This is a genomic window from Vibrio sp. ED004, assembly GCF_023206395.1.
Classification (GTDB): Bacteria; Pseudomonadota; Gammaproteobacteria; order Enterobacterales; family Vibrionaceae; genus Vibrio.
Genome location: NZ_CP066150.1, coordinates 254,164 through 268,784, shown reverse-complemented (window position 1 = coordinate 268,784; position 14,621 = coordinate 254,164). Strand labels below are relative to the sequence as shown.

Here is a 14,621-nt window from a genome sequence, read left to right as displayed (position 1 = left end):
CAGTATTATGAAGCATGATCAAGGTGTAAACTCATCAATATTGATCCGCATGAGTGACTGTTCGAAATGATCAACTTCCGGAAAAATGATCAAGTAAATATCGTTCCGGAAGCATATAATTTAACAGCTAACTTACGGACAAATGCTTTTGCAATGGGGATTCAAGGCCTATAAGGCCTCATTGCTTGGAAATTCAATCTGCACAGACTCAGAATACAGAAACATGACAATTTCATGATCATGCTTCCTAAGTATTGCAGGCCCGCTTTAATGACACTCAAGCCAGCCGTTAACACCGGCTTCAGAACAAATTTTGTATGTAATAGGGTAGGAACGATAGAAAAGGGCACTTACTTGATCATTGTTCCGATAGATAAGCCATCAAAACTATCCACATTGACGAGTTACAAGTGACTTAACAAACGATGTTGAATTATGGACTGTGGATAAGCTGTACAAGTATAATGATCATGCTTTCGAACCAATAATGATCATGCTTACAATGACTTAATGATCATCGTTCTGACGCTCTGTGATCATGCTTTCTTAGGTTTAATGATCATGGTTTCGGACTCTTTATGATCATGCTTTCCAAACGGATTTTTTTTAATACTTCAAATTCAGCAACTTAAAAGAAAACTTACGTCCAGATCATTAGATCACTTAATCATTTAAGATCATATTAATCAAAAAGATCAGTTATTTAAAAGCCAATAAATTCTCTTTATTTATGATCATTCTTTCTTTATCATTCAGGAACTATAGTGAAATTACGGTTAGTGTGATACGGATCAAAAATGAAACCAGAAGAGAAATTGTTAATTAAGGCACGAAGCCACAAAGATGGTCATTTATTTGAGGTATCTGAAACAGCCGTTGAATGGATAGAACAATATCAACACTTCAAAGGTGTCACCAAAAGCATAGTTGAGCTTCTTAACCTAATTTCACTTCGTGGGTTTAGCAGCAAAGACGGATACGTTTCAACCACTGAGATTATCGAATCAACCGATGGTCAAGTCACTCGGGCTGCCTTGCAACAAAGGCTGAGAGCGGCGGTAAATATCGGTCTTTTCAAACAAATCCCCGTTCGTTTTGAAGAAGGCCTTGCAGGTAAAACCATGCTGCATCGCTTTGTTAACCCAAACCAATTGATATCGGTACTGGGCGCCACCAGCTTAGTCACAGAAAGCGTAAAGCAAAACGAAAAGCAAAAGCGTTCTAAAGCCCTCGCTCAAACCAAAGTAAACAAACGTTTACTGAATGAACATGGTCTGAATACTCCCCCAACGATGAAAGATGAAGCGGATCAATTCATTGTTTCGCCAACCAATTGGGCGGGCATTATTGATCAAGCGTTAGCGCCACCTAGAACGCGCAAGAGCTACCAGAAATCAATGGTTTCGATCTCGGGCACTCGCGCTGTGATCGAGACAAGATCGTCTAAAAACATTATGACGGTCGATGATCTGATGACGCTTTTCGCGCTGTTCACGCTAACCGTTCAGTATCATGATCATCACCAAGACGATTACCACCTAGACGCGAAACATACGCCGAACAAAACACCACTCTACATCACGGACATTTTGTCTTTGCGTGGCAAGAAAGACAGTGGCCCTGCTCGTGACTCGATTCGCGACAGTATTGATCGTATCGAGTTTACGGATTTCCAACTGCATGAGCTTACTGGTCGCTGGCTTAGTGAGAACATGCCAGAAGGCTTTAAGAGTGATCGTTTCCGATTCTTAGCGAGAACCATTACTGCATCGGAAGAAGCGCCTACAGAGGGCTCTGACGGCGAAATTCGCATTAAACCGAACCTATACATCCTGGTTTGGGAACCTTCGTTCTACGAAGAGCTCCTGACTCGTGATTATTTCTTCCTGTTCCCGCCAGAAATCCTGAAGCAACATACCTTGGTTTTCCAAATGTATTCGTACTTCAGAAGCCGTATGGCACGTCGTCATTCAGATTGTATGTTACTGAGCGAACTGAATCAGAAATTGGCTCGTAACATCGATTGGCGTCGTTTTTCGATGGATCTGATCCGCGAACTGAGAAAGTTGGGCGAGGTCGGGGAGCAAGAAGATACCTTCCTGGTTAATCTTTGGGGTTATCACTTGACGATCACCGCGTTGATCGAAAAAGGCAAAACGACCGATTATCAAGTAGATATCAAATGTAACGTGGAAGAAGTACTGCGTTATTCAAGAGCACGTACCACCAACGCCGGTAAACGTAACATGGCACCAACGCTGCCAAACCCACTTCGCAACGAGATGGTGTCTAAGCAGAAGCTAGAAGAGCTGTCTGAGATTATCGATGGTGAGTTTGAACCCATTCAGCGTAAGGCACCGTCGCCAAGAGGCAAATTAGGACGTCGAGTGAAGCAGCGTAAGCACTCTGTTGAGATCAATGCTGACGAAATCATGATAACGCTCTCTAAATATACCTCTGCAGAGGCTCTAGAACGCAGTATAACGGCTTTATCTGCCATGACAGGGCACTCACATGCCTCGATCAAAGAAGAGTGCTCAGAGCTCATTGAGAAGCTTGATTGGCTGAGAGTAGGGGAAGACGCTATCCCTTACGAAACATTGAGTAAGCTGATTGAGCTATACAACGACCGTGATAGCAACAGTAATCGACATCTCTCTATCGAACGCCTGATTTCTGGTTTGGCGGTGCGTCGTAAGGTATGCAAACAAGTGCATGAGGGGCATCTAGACGAAAATGTGTTCTTGGCGCTTGATGAAATGGCGATTGGCCACTAGCTTTCGGCCCCCTTTCACTGTTGTGAATAGGTCATTTGATCATCATTAGGTGTTGATAATAATCGCACCTAATGCTGACAAAGTGATGACAATGTAACGCATCCAGTTGATTATTATTTATCCCGAATAGACAACCTTTTGTCCTTTCTTATGATTAATAGATTGGCTCATATTTTGTTACATCATACTGAATAGATTTTTTGCGAGTTCCCCAACGGACTCGCTTTTTTTTATCCTAAATTCCGGCAACCTATAAAAATCAGTAGCTTATAATATTACCTACCGAAGCATGATCAAGGTCAGATCATGCTTTCAATGGATCCTATTGTTTCAAGTAGACGGTCATTTTAATGAGTTGATATTGGATCGATAGGGGATGATCAGTGAATCTGATGTTTTACGTTACCTTGATCATCGTTCTGGGATTGGCTTGCCATGAAGCGAACATGCGATTCGATCAATTTTTCGGATTCTTGTAACCAGCGTGGCTCTTGCTGTTGATTCGCAAACTCCAATGCGAGCACACACAAGTGTTGTACTCGCTGTGTACACCACTCTTGTAGGTCTTGCTCCGCTTTCGTGTCACAACACACCGCTTGAAGCTTACTGTAAGCGAACATCAGATATTGATACGCCTTTTCTTGGTGATGTGGGTTGTGGTCTGAATTTCGGTAGAAAGTAAAGATACGCAGGCACCCGTCTAACCAACATGCGATGCCTTTGCTTTGTTCATCCGTGATCAAAGGCCCCCAGAGTGCATCTGGAGGCGTTAAGATCAAAGGTTCTAACCGGTCCAATTGATCATGCTTTCGGTCTTTGTACCAATCTCCGACTCGCTCTAACCAAGTGTCTAGTTCATTCATGCAACGTTATCCCACTGTTTTACAAAGTGATTATCAGATGCTTGCTTAATTTCATGTTGTATTTCGCTGCTCTGATCTCGAATACGATCTACGTCTATGGAATAGTTTGGCTCATTTTTTACGAGTTCGCCAAATGGCAGATCAGGATCCGGCACTGCAGAGATCAACAGTTTTGTATATGGGTGCTGCGGATTCGTTAAGATCGATTGGGTTGATCCCCATTCAACGATCTGTCCTTTGTACATCACTGCGGTCTCTTCTGCGATGTAATGAGCGGTCGCAAGGTCGTGGGTAATGTACAAGAAGCCTATCCCAAGCTCTTTCTTCATTTTTTGCATGAGATTGAGCACGCCAAGTCGAATTGAAACATCCAACATCGAGGTCGGTTCATCGGCAAGAATGACTTCAGCTCCAACCGCAAGCGCTCTAGCTAGGTTAACCCGCTGCCTTTGGCCTCCACTGAGCTCATGAGGGTATTTCGCGAGAGTTTCGACGGGTAACTCCACCAGCGTCAATAACTCTTTGAGGCGCTCTTCTAGAGCCGCTTTATTGGCGACTTGCTTATGGATCTATAAGCGGGCGCGTTAAGTGGTGCTCTATGGTGTGAGTGGGATTGAGTGAGCCAAATGGGTCTTGAAACACCATTTGCACACGGCTGCGGTAATCCAAGATGTCTTTGCGGCTATTGAGCGTAGAGATGTCTCTGCCGTTGAACAAGATTTCTCCCTCTGTCGCAGGGTAAACCTTGGTCATCAGTCTTGCGCAGGTGCTTTTCCCGCAACCGGACTCGCCAACCAGTGCCAGCGTTTTTCCTGCATATAGGTCAAAACTCACGCCGTGCAGCGCTCTGAATATCTCTTCTTTGCCAAATCCACCGCCAACAGTGAACTCTTTGACGAGGTTTTTTATTTGAAAAATTGGTTGTGACATAGAGCTCTCCTAGCACGCTGTCGCGTGAGCATGTTCGTGAATATTAGGGAAAGAACTCCATAGTTTTTGGGTATAGGAGTGCTGCGGATTGTTGCGAATCTCGTAGGCTTGATTGACTTCAACGATTTGGCCATGGCGCATGATGGCAATGCGGTCACACAGTTGGCTCATTAATGCTAAGTCGTGAGTGATAAAGAGGATTGAGAAGCCAAACTCCTCTCTGAGTTGGTGTATCTGCTGCAAAATCTCGCGCTGTACCACCACATCTAAAGCCGTAGTCGGCTCGTCCATGATGATCAGCTTAGGGTTGAGGGCGAGGGCAATGGCAATCACTAAACGTTGACGCATGCCGCCACTGAATTGGTGAGGGTATTCAGTGAGTCGGTTGCGCGGAATGTTTACTAGGTCGAGTAACTTCTCTGCGCGATCTTTGGCTTGTTCATTGGTCATGCCTTTGTGGTGGCGTAGCACATCAGCAAATTGTTCTTCGATGGTTATACAGGGTTGAGTGAATTCATCGCACTCTGGAACACCATGGCGATCTCACTCCAGCGCAAGGTATTCAAATGGCTGTCTGACAAGCTCAGCAGATCTTGTCCACCAAAGAGTATTTGGCCTCCGGATATGAACGAGGGCGGCTTATGCAGACGGTTAATGGCAAATGCGATGGTACTTTTGCCACAGCCAGACTCTCCGGCTAAGCCAAAAATCTCACCTTGGCCTATGCTAAAGCTGACGGATTTGACCGCGTTGAAATCACCGTCATCGGTGATGTAGTCGACACATAAATTCTTCACTTCGAGAAGTGGTGTATCTGAAATTCCCACAGACATGATAAATACTCAGCTATGATATTGATAACTATTATCATTAACATGTGTTGAATTTAGCGAAAGCGATGAGCACAAAAAGAATGAAGTGCCTCGAAATTTATCTTGGGTTATTTCACGAATTTTCAGCGGAAAAGAAGAATTGGGAGAGGGGAAAATGAGAGTTGGATCAAACCACATTTCTTATGGGGAATCTTTTAAATGTAATTGCAGAAAATGCCTTTGGCAAAGTTTAAATGAGGCATTTATTAATTAGGTTTGTGAAGCGTCGGAATCATCACATTTCAGTACAGATTTTCTTAACAAGCGAAATAGCATTTGCTACAGATTACCTGTCCATTACATGGTGCTTTTCGGAGGAAAACATGTCCATTAATTCTATCAACCATGATGAAATGACAAATATTGCAAACAAGTGGGATGCTGAAGAAGAAGTATCTTTCAAACCAGAAAAGAAAATGAAGTCCGCTGAAGCTCGTCGTCGTATCGAGGCTCTAAGAGAAATTAGAGAAAGCGGTTTGAGTCTGGAAGAAGCGAGGGAGCTAGGTCTTATTCACTAATAATCCCCATTGCATTTAGAAGGGTGGCACTATGCCACCCTTTGATTTATAAGTACTTTTTTATAATTATTATCTATGCAATATCAATGGTTTGATTCTCTTCTCTAATTTACAGCTTCGCTATACCCTTTTTTAAATTATGTCCCTCAGACTAAAAACACGCCCATGGCATACTCTTTAACCAAGTTGTTTGACAGCAATATGCAATGCCACTAATTTTAAAGTTAAAGCAAAAATATGCGATGTCGTTGGTAAGGAGAAGGCTATGTCTAATTCTGTGGCTCAAGCCAAAGAAGTGCTATTTTATGAACCTGAAGATCCAAACGGATACTTGTCAAATTTTGCAGCTTGCCCCATCAAGGTTGATGATCAAATTTGGGCAACCAGCGAACACTATTATCAAGCTATGAAGTTCTCCTGCGAAGTACTTCGCAATACTATTCTGCAAGCTAGCACACCTGCTGAAGCATTCTCTTTGAGCCGTGACTACGAAGACCAAGTTCGTGAGGATTGGTATGAGATTCGTGTTGAAGTGATGCAGTTCATCGTCATCGAGAAATTCAGACAGAATCCGCAGTTTGCTCTGTTTCTTACCAATACCGGGGATTCTGTGATCAAAGAACATTCCCACAAAGACCATTTCTGGGGCGATGGCGGCGATGGAACTGGCGAGAACCATTTAGGTAAGATTCTGATGTCAGTGCGTCGACAGCTTCTCACTCAGCAACAGCATTTAATTGCTTCGCATTGACTCGTCGATTCAGATAGCGGGCATATTTATGGTTGCTTGTCCCTACAGACGTATTTAAAAGGCCGTCCTGCTATTCAATATTTAGCAGGGCGGCCTTTTAGGTTTTAGAGAGTTAGGCATCAACGATAGTTAAAGTGTGTTACCAAGCTATTCGTTACAAGCTATCCGTTGCTAAGTTCGACGTTACGCTGGTGTTACAAGTAACTCTGTACGATGTCGTCGAGTTGCCCATCGTCTTTCATTTGGTCGAGGCGTTGGTTGATGAAGCTTTGCAGCTTAGGATCCATCTCAGGGTCAAACGCTAAATGGATAGGATAGTTATTGATTACAGAACCAAACTCTTGCATCTGGTAATCATCAATATTCAGTTTTTGCTCGTTTAGGTTGTATTTGATTCGAGATTCCATTTCCACAAACACGGCGTCACCGGGGGCACGGTTCAGGACTCGAAATGCAGCCGTGTAATCTTTTACTCGAATCTCGTTGAGCTTGCCCTGTTGGATATAAGGTTCCAAGTTCGGATACTCAAACCCCACCAGCAATACTACTGCTTTCCCGTCTAGATCATTGATTGTATTGAACTCAAATGGCTTTTTACCACTACTCAGCAACACGTGTTTTACATTGTAAATCGGGTCTTCAGATAGGTTCACAGATTGGATGTTTCCCCAACTAGGGCTTCCATAGGTAACCCAGTTTGGGTTTTCTCTCGCATCGAGCTTGTCGATCATTCGATTAAAAGGGTAGGTGTGATAGTTGATTTCATATTGGCTGTCATCAAACACGGCTTCCACAATATCTGAAACGATTCCTCTGTGAGATGACCCGTCAGTTTCGATCTGAAAAGGTTGCGCTTGGCTCGCAATAATGTAGTAGTGAAGAGGTTCGCTTGCAAAAGCATAACTGCTTGAAAACAAACTGACTATGGATGCAAAGATAAGATGTTTTTTCATAACCTTCCCTAGTTATTTGATGAATGACTACTATTATACTAGTTGAGTAATTGTAGTTTGCTAGGATAACAATAATGGTAATTTTTGTATGGTGACAAAAGGAAAACGCTATATTGGACTCTCCCGACAGTTGATCGGGGTAATCATCGCAATCAGCACCTTATTTACAGTTATAGTGACAGGTCTAGGGTTGTATGTGGAGTACCAAAGTCGAGTTTCTTTTATCAGCTCTCAGGTCGAACAGGTTAAGGCCGGTTATCTGTCCGGTTTAACGTCCAGCTTGTGGGTCGAAGACCGTGCTCAGCTTTTTGTTCAAGCAGAGGGCATCTTTCGTTTGCCGTCTGTGAGTTACCTCTTGATTGAAAGTCCCGATGAAAAAATTCTAGAGTTAGGACAAAAGACTGAAGGCCGATCTTATTCCCAGTCTTGGCAAATGGTACATCAGATGGGTGGCACCGATTTCCCGTTAGCGACGCTCACGGTGCAATCTGATTTAAGTATGATTCTTAATGATTTTGAAGAACGAGTGTTACTGTTGCTCGCCTTTGAAGCCGTCAAAATATTCTTGTTGTCTTTGGTATGTTTAACAATCGTCTATCGTCTCGTGGTGAAACGCTTAATGATCATGTCTTCTCAGATCAATCTGCAGCAGGTCGAAGATAATAAACCGCGCTTTTTAATACCCACCGATTCTGATTACAAAGATGAAATCTCGACACTAGAGAGCAGTTATAACCAGTCTATTGAACGTATTCGTCAACAATACCAAGAACTGGAAAAAGCTAAAGATGTTGCAGAGATTGCTAACCGCAATAAAAGTGAATTCCTTGCCAATATGAGCCATGAAATTCGTACCCCTATGAACGGGATTATCGGGTTGTCGTCTCTCCTTTCTGAAATGGACATGCCGAAAGAGCAAAAAGAATATATCAACATGCTCAATACCTCTTCGCTTACGCTGCTCGACTTAATTAATGACATTCTCGACTACTCGAAGATCGAAGCGGGACGACTAGAGCTTCAGCAAGAGCCGATGAAAATGATGGGCATTGCGGCCGATGTTGAATCGACCTTCCGAGTGAAAGCTGAACAGAAAGGGCTTCGATTCCAATTAGAGATAGATCCTAAGATTCCAACCATGGTGATTGGCGATGCTACTCAACTTAGACAAGTTCTAAACAACTTATTAGGTAACGCCATCAAATTTACCGAGCATGGGCACGTTACGCTCTCTCTTCGTTTGGATGATGTGATTGAGCCTGAGCAAAAGCTCAGAGTCAAATTTGAGGTTGTCGATAGTGGTATCGGTATTGCGGAAGACAAACAGAAATCGGTATTCGATAAGTTTCAACAAGCGGACGGTAGTACCACGCGTATTTACGGAGGCACAGGGCTTGGTCTCACGATATGCGAGAAGATCGTGACATTGATGGGCAGCAAGCTTGAACTAACCAGTGTTGAAGGCAAGGGCAGTACATTCTATTTCACTGCTAATTTTGATCCGTGTTTAGAAGTGGACGAACGCAATATCGATTTCAATAAGGTTTCGGTTCTGCTAGTGGATGACAGCCAACTGAACATGCGTATAACGTCTGCACAGCTTCAATCTTTCGGCGTTAAGTCTGAGTGCTGTGAAACGGCAAACCAAGCGTTAGAGTTGGTTTCAGAGTCTGTGGCCAAGTCATCGCCATACGACCTCGTGCTGATAGATAAAGTGATGCCGTCCGTTGATGGCTTTCAACTGGCGAGAAGCTTAGTTGAACGCTTTGGTAACGAATGTCCTAAGTTAGTGATGATCTCAGCTGATCCTAGAAAGCAAGATGAAGTTCGCGCGAAGCAAGTTGGTTTTGTCGCTTATATCGCTCGCCCTTATCAGGACAACCAACTTAAGTGGACCATCAGTGAGGTGCTTGCGAGAGCCGCTGACACTTCAACCTTCACCTACCCAAATCGAGGCGAGGTGGCGTTTAAAGACAATGAACCGGCACCCGTAACCAAATCTGCGGTTGCTGCTAAACCGGCACAACCAGAGAAATCTGCTCTAAAAGAAGAATCAAAACCTGCGGCGGTCACGGCTTCTTTTAGTGGCAAAGTCTTAGTTGTGGAAGACTCGAGAGTGAATCAACAAGTCGCCAAGATGATGCTTAAGAAGTTGGGCCTTGAAGTTGATATCGCAGACAATGGGGAAATCGGTGTCGAGAAGTTTAAAGCCAATGATTATGTGATGATCTTTATGGACTGTCAGATGCCTGTGCTTGATGGCTTTGAAGCAACTAAGCAGATCCGAGTGCTGGAAGAGGGCTCTTCACAACATATTCCTATCGTCGCACTTACGGCTAACGTTGTGCAGAGAGACAAGCATTTATGTTTTGATGTGGGTATGGATGAGTTTTTACCTAAGCCTGTTAATCAAGGGAAGCTTCGAGAGATCGTCGAGAGTTTTTTAGCTAAAGAAAGCGACTCAACGAGCGAAGAGAGTGAGCAAAAAATTGTCTAGCTTGATGTGAGTTATATTCCCGCCTTTTATTAGGACCTAAAGCATCACCGTGCTTTAGGTCTTTTTTATGTGTCGTTAGAAGGGATTGGCACCCGTCAGTTAAAAACAGTTAAGAACCGTGAACATTGATCGCTAGCTCACTTTATTAAACTCCTGCTCAAGCTTCATTTCTTTGTCATACAGTTTTACTTCGGCTTTGCTAATGTAAAGTGACGATCCATCAAGGATTCACCCACACCCCATCCATCATCTGTTGTACCTCTGCTATTTGCTTTTATTGAAACCTAATCAATTGAAAGGGCTATAAACATGAGTAAAGTAATCGCAACTCACTCTGAGTTAGACAAAGCAACGCAACTATTCGACGACTTCTTAGCGGGCATGCCGGAAATCTCAATCAATACCGCTCACACAGATGCACCAAGCAGCATGAACATCAATGACAATGAAGAAGTGCAGGCTTATCTCAAATACTCATTCTCACAATATCTCGACTCAATCTCTCAGCCAGACACCCACCACGAACCTGAATTAAAGCCGCATACTCAAGTGTTACTCACACAGGATGAAAGTGGCTACCCCGTCACTGCAGTGAGTGATGGTGACGGTGAATTAGAAATTCTGATTTGGGACAACGATTACGATGGCATTGTTGATCATGTATTGCCGAAACCAGACGGCAGTTGCGGTATTTTGACCAATCAATATACCACCAAAGATTTAGAGGCAATTGAGTGGGCGAGCGCCATTATGGATGTGAACCTAAATAGCTTTGAGTTTGAGCGCACGACTATCTCTCTGCTTTCTGAAAACGAAATAAAAATCGAACAAATAGGCGCGGCCCCCAAGACTGAGATCATCCATGCATCGTCTGAGAACGCGATTAATATGCTTCATGCGATTGAGCAAGAGTTTAGGTACATCCATGGTCATGCCTAAGTGGCGTCTTCGATGGGGTTTCCGCCCGAGAATGAACACATTGAAACTTTAACGCGGTCGATTACATCTAAGTGAAAAGCTGAAGGAAGCGATAAAGGTGGTCTACTTGGGTAGACCACCTTTTTGTTTGTGTATGTTTGAGCTTAGTTCTGTATGTTTAAGCTTAATCTCTGTCGATCGCAAACGGAGACCACGCTTGTCGAGTCGGCATCACCTCGACTCGGTTAATATTGATGTGCTCTGGTAAGGTCGCAATATGAAACATCTGCTCGGCGATATCCTCTGCTGATAGTGGCGTCGTACCTTGGTAAAGGTTGTCTGAAGCCATCTGATTACCTTTGGTTCGAACTAGCGTGAACTCTGTTTCTGCAATGCCTGGAGACAAGTCAGTTACACGCACCCCTGTACCTTGTAGGTCGCAGCGTAGGTTGTAACTAAACTGCTTTACGAACGCTTTGCTGGCGCCATACACATGGCTTCCCGGATAAGGCCATTGCCCAGCAATAGAACCAACATTGATGATAGAGCTTCCTGCGCCTTTTTTAATTAACGTCGGCAGCAGTGCATGAGTGACATTGACCAACCCAGTGACATTAGTGTCGATCATGGTGTGCCAATCTTTTAAGTCCACATCAGGTGCGCCTTCTGGTGCTAAGGCTAGGCCTGCGTTATTAACCAATGCTGTAATCGATGAAAATTCAGCAGGTAGTGAATCAATGGCTTGTTTTACGGCGTCTGCGTCTCGAACGTCGAGTTGAATCACATGCACAGGCACCGTTAATTCTTCCTTTAGGTCGAGTAACCTTTCGATACGACGACCAGACAACACTAATGACCAGTTATCTTCTGCAAAACGCTTTGCTGCCGCTTTGCCGAAGCCAGAGGTCGCCCCTGTAATGAACGCTATCTTATCCATAAGTAAATCCTTCTAATTAGAAATTAACATAAGTAGTGCCATGCCGATCAAAATCGGCGCGGTCGTTGTTTTTGCTGACAAGTTCGGTACTGATAGATACAGCTTTTGCCCGAGTAGATTGCCAATCAAAGCCGCCGGTAATAACCACAATCCTGTGAAGAATGATGCTTGGTTAAATGCGCCAATCCACATGAAGCCGACCAGTGAGATCGCGGAACTCAGTAGAAAAAACACAATCGCAGTGGCTCTCTGTTCACTGGTTTCAATGGTCAGGTTCATCAAATACGTCACTAACGGAGGCCCTCCTGAAGATGCGGTAGTCATGCTGAACCCAGAAATTGCCCCTGCCCAAAATGCGTGTCGCTGGTGTAGCCATGTGAGGCGAAAGTCACAAATGATTAATGTGCCAGCGACTAAAGACATCATCGCGATAAAGGCCTTTAAGCCTGATTCAGATATCGTGCTAATGAAGTACAGAGAGAAGGGCACCGCTACCAACATGCCAATACACAACGGCGCAATAAGCCGAATATTGACGGTGGACTTACTGCGTTTGAGTAGAGGAAAAGTACTTAAAAAATCCAACAGGATCGCAATGGTTACGGCTTGTAATGGCGGAACAATAAAGCTGAGGGATAGCGCTGCAATAATCGCAAATCCAAACCCTGAATAGCCTCGAACTACCCCTGCAAACAGAATCAATGTCATAGACAAGCCCATTTCCACTCTTACTCACCTCTTTGTTGTTGCGTGCTTGTCTACTGTTGTAGCTGCTGTTCTTTATTCGCATTTGATGAGATTTGTCTCGTCTGCCTTTCAATCTATTCACCCCTAAGAATTTTGAATAGAGCCAGTTCTACGATTGGATTGGGTCAGGTTGTGGGATGGAAAGAATATGGGGTTGGGCTAATTTCACTGGCCCACGGTTTTGTTGAAACTGACACTATGCGGTCTGCCCCGTTTGGGATGAAGATTATTCCATCCGATAGCGCAGCCTTTTCAATTTGGTGTTTCGCGTCTTCCATTGTTGAAGGCGTGCTGGGCACAAGGGGCTGTGAATCTAGTGTTGTTAATGGAGACGATGAAATGGAAGTATCAACAGAACAGTTAGTGAACCAAGATATTATCGACCTTGATAAGAGCGTGTTTCATTCTTGGTCAGTTCAGGAAGCGGCTGAACCTATCGCCATTGCGGGTGGACAAGGCTGCAAAATGTGGGACTACGAAGGGAAGGAATACCTCGATTTTAGTAGCCAGCTCGTCAACACCAATATTGGCCATCAACACCCACAGGTGATCAAAGCCATTAAAGATCAAGCGGACTCCTTGGTGACTGTCGCACCCGCAACTGCCAACTTCACTCGTGGTTTAGCGGCAAAGCGCATTTTGTCGAAAGCGCCAAGCAAGTTTAAGAAGGTGTTCTTTACCAACGCAGGGGCAGACGCCAACGAAAATGCGATCCGCATGGCGAGACAATTTACAGGGCGGGATAAGGTCTTATCGGCTTACCGTTCTTATCATGGCAATACCGGAACAGCGATAGCGGCGACGGGCGATTTTCGTCGTATTCCAAACGAGTATAGCCGTGGGCACGTTCACTTCTTCAATCCATTTCTCTATCGAAGCGAGTTCAATGCGGCGACTGAGGCAGAAGAGAGTGAGCGTGCCCTGCAGCATTTAGAGCGAGTGATTGAGTGCGAAGGGCCAACGGCGATTGCGGCGATTATCTTAGAGACTATTCCCGGAACAGCAGGCTTTCTCATTCCGCCCAAAGACTACCTTGTTGGTGTGCGTGAGCTTGCAACCAAGTACGGCATTCAATTGATCTTCGATGAAGTCATGGTGGGTTTTGGCCGAACGGGCAAGTGGTTTGCGTTTGAGCACTTCAATGTTGTGCCGGATCTGATCACTTTCGCGAAAGGGGTTAACTCGGGTTACGTTCCGGCTGGTGGCGTGGTAGTCAGTGAACCAATTGTTGAATACTTTAAGTCGAACTTCTTTATGGGCGGCTTAACGTATTCTGGCCATCCTTTGGCGATGGCTTCGATCGTTGCAACGCTTGATGTGATGGAGCAAGAGGGTATTGTCACACATGCCGATAATGTCGGTAACAGCGTTCTAGGGCCACTTCTACTCAGCCTTCAAGAGTTGCACCCGATAATTGGTGATGTGCGTGGTAAAGGGATGTTTTGGGCGGTTGAGCTGGTGGAAGATCGTGAAAGCAAGGCTCCATTGAGCAATGAAAAAATGGGCAAATTGAAAGCGGAACTAACCAAGCGAGGCTTGTTGACCTTCATTGTGAACAACCGCATTCACGTCGCTCCGCCTCTGGTTATTCAACCGAGTGAAATTAAGAAAGGCGTGAAGATCATTGATGAAGTTTTGTTTGAGCTCGCTTCTTAATTCTTCAAAAGATAGCTAACACAGAAACACAGGCACTTTGGTAAAGGATTCCCCGTCCTTTTCAAAGTGCTTATTTTTCCTGAGTGCTTGGCTTTTGAGTGTCTAGCTTTTAATTGATTAGGTATAGACGAAAAAGAGCATCGATTGATGCTCTTTTTCGTCATTGTCTTGAATAACAACGTCCATATAACGCTTTGTGATG

General features: G+C 44.3%; 10 protein-coding genes and 2 pseudogenes. 6 read left to right on the top strand and 6 right to left on the bottom strand.

Features of this window, described 5'->3' with window-relative positions:
• Positions 1-797 precede the first annotated feature (797 nt).
• Positions 798-2,777 carry a replication initiator protein RctB domain-containing protein gene (locus ITG10_RS18790; RefSeq protein ID WP_017630957.1) on the top strand — a complete coding sequence of 660 codons (1,980 nt, stop codon included), beginning with the start codon at positions 798-800 and terminating at the stop codon, positions 2,775-2,777.
• Between the two features lie 380 nt (positions 2,778-3,157).
• On the opposite strand, the gene ITG10_RS18785 is transcribed toward ITG10_RS18790, so the two are convergent.
• The 3 genes and pseudogenes from ITG10_RS18785 to ITG10_RS26365 all read right to left on the bottom strand — a co-directional run bounded on the left by ITG10_RS18785 (position 3,158) and on the right by ITG10_RS26365 (position 5,403).
• Positions 3,158-3,640: a hypothetical protein gene (locus tag ITG10_RS18785; RefSeq protein ID WP_017630958.1), complete on the bottom strand. Its 483-nt coding sequence runs from the start codon at positions 3,638-3,640 to the stop codon at positions 3,158-3,160.
• Positions 3,637-4,570 (bottom strand): annotated as a pseudogene (locus ITG10_RS18780) (ATP-binding cassette domain-containing protein). Before ITG10_RS18780 ends, ITG10_RS18785 begins: the two are co-directional and overlap by 4 nt.
• A 9-nt stretch (positions 4,571-4,579) precedes the next feature.
• Positions 4,580-5,403: pseudogene (locus ITG10_RS26365) on the bottom strand (ABC transporter ATP-binding protein).
• Between the two features lie 362 nt (positions 5,404-5,765).
• Between ITG10_RS26365 and ITG10_RS18765 the strand changes: the two are divergent.
• Together ITG10_RS18765 and ITG10_RS18760 are read left to right on the top strand one after the other, a co-directional pair.
• On the top strand, positions 5,766-5,960 hold the full coding sequence (locus tag ITG10_RS18765; protein ID WP_004736928.1) for a hypothetical protein: 195 nt from the start codon (positions 5,766-5,768) through the stop codon (positions 5,958-5,960).
• A 190-nt stretch (positions 5,961-6,150) separates the two neighbouring features.
• Positions 6,151-6,711: an NADAR family protein gene (locus tag ITG10_RS18760; protein WP_128644368.1), complete on the top strand. Its 561-nt coding sequence runs from the start codon at positions 6,151-6,153 to the stop codon at positions 6,709-6,711.
• A 194-nt stretch (positions 6,712-6,905) separates the two neighbouring features.
• On the opposite strand, the gene ITG10_RS18755 is transcribed toward ITG10_RS18760, so the two are convergent.
• On the bottom strand, positions 6,906-7,664 hold the full coding sequence (locus tag ITG10_RS18755; protein ID WP_017630960.1) for a transporter substrate-binding domain-containing protein: 759 nt from the start codon (positions 7,662-7,664) through the stop codon (positions 6,906-6,908).
• 88 nt (positions 7,665-7,752) lie between these two features.
• Here ITG10_RS18755 and ITG10_RS18750 point away from each other — a divergent pair, with 88 nt between their 5' ends.
• Positions 7,753-10,161, top strand: a complete 2,409-nt coding sequence (locus tag ITG10_RS18750; RefSeq protein WP_026084252.1) for a response regulator — start codon at positions 7,753-7,755, stop codon at positions 10,159-10,161.
• A gap of 309 nt (positions 10,162-10,470) precedes the next feature.
• Positions 10,471-11,100: a hypothetical protein gene (locus ITG10_RS18745; protein WP_017630962.1), complete on the top strand. Its 630-nt coding sequence runs from the start codon at positions 10,471-10,473 to the stop codon at positions 11,098-11,100.
• A 163-nt stretch (positions 11,101-11,263) separates the two neighbouring features.
• Here ITG10_RS18745 and ITG10_RS18740 read toward each other — a convergent pair whose 3' ends face one another.
• Together ITG10_RS18740 and ITG10_RS18735 are read right to left on the bottom strand one after the other, a co-directional pair.
• Entirely contained in the window at positions 11,264-12,016 is a 753-nt protein-coding gene (locus tag ITG10_RS18740; RefSeq protein ID WP_017630963.1) for an SDR family NAD(P)-dependent oxidoreductase, read from the bottom strand.
• A 12-nt stretch (positions 12,017-12,028) separates the two neighbouring features.
• On the bottom strand, positions 12,029-12,724 hold the full coding sequence (locus ITG10_RS18735; protein ID WP_026084253.1) for a sulfite exporter TauE/SafE family protein: 696 nt from the start codon (positions 12,722-12,724) through the stop codon (positions 12,029-12,031).
• Positions 12,725-13,102: 378 nt separating this feature from the next.
• Between ITG10_RS18735 and ITG10_RS18730 the strand changes: the two genes are divergently transcribed.
• Positions 13,103-14,419: an aspartate aminotransferase family protein gene (locus ITG10_RS18730; protein ID WP_017630965.1), complete on the top strand. Its 1,317-nt coding sequence runs from the start codon at positions 13,103-13,105 to the stop codon at positions 14,417-14,419.
• The last annotated feature ends 202 nt before the right edge of the window (positions 14,420-14,621 follow it).

Bases quoted from the DNA above. Each gene is read 5' to 3' on its own strand.
- ITG10_RS18750 (WP_026084252.1), top strand. From the start codon at position 7,753: ATGGTGACAAAAGGAAAACGCTATATTGGACTCTCCCGACAGTTGATC.
- ITG10_RS18740 (WP_017630963.1), bottom strand. From the start codon at position 12,016: ATGGATAAGATAGCGTTCATTACAGGGGCGACCTCTGGCTTCGGCAAA.
- ITG10_RS18790 (WP_017630957.1), top strand. From the start codon at position 798: ATGAAACCAGAAGAGAAATTGTTAATTAAGGCACGAAGCCACAAAGAT.
- ITG10_RS18745 (WP_017630962.1), top strand. From the start codon at position 10,471: ATGAGTAAAGTAATCGCAACTCACTCTGAGTTAGACAAAGCAACGCAA.
- ITG10_RS18785 (WP_017630958.1), bottom strand. From the start codon at position 3,640: ATGAATGAACTAGACACTTGGTTAGAGCGAGTCGGAGATTGGTACAAA.
- ITG10_RS18730 (WP_017630965.1), top strand. From the start codon at position 13,103: ATGGAAGTATCAACAGAACAGTTAGTGAACCAAGATATTATCGACCTT.
- ITG10_RS18735 (WP_026084253.1), bottom strand. From the start codon at position 12,724: ATGACATTGATTCTGTTTGCAGGGGTAGTTCGAGGCTATTCAGGGTTT.
- ITG10_RS18755 (WP_017630960.1), bottom strand. From the start codon at position 7,664: ATGAAAAAACATCTTATCTTTGCATCCATAGTCAGTTTGTTTTCAAGC.
- ITG10_RS18765 (WP_004736928.1), top strand. From the start codon at position 5,766: ATGTCCATTAATTCTATCAACCATGATGAAATGACAAATATTGCAAAC.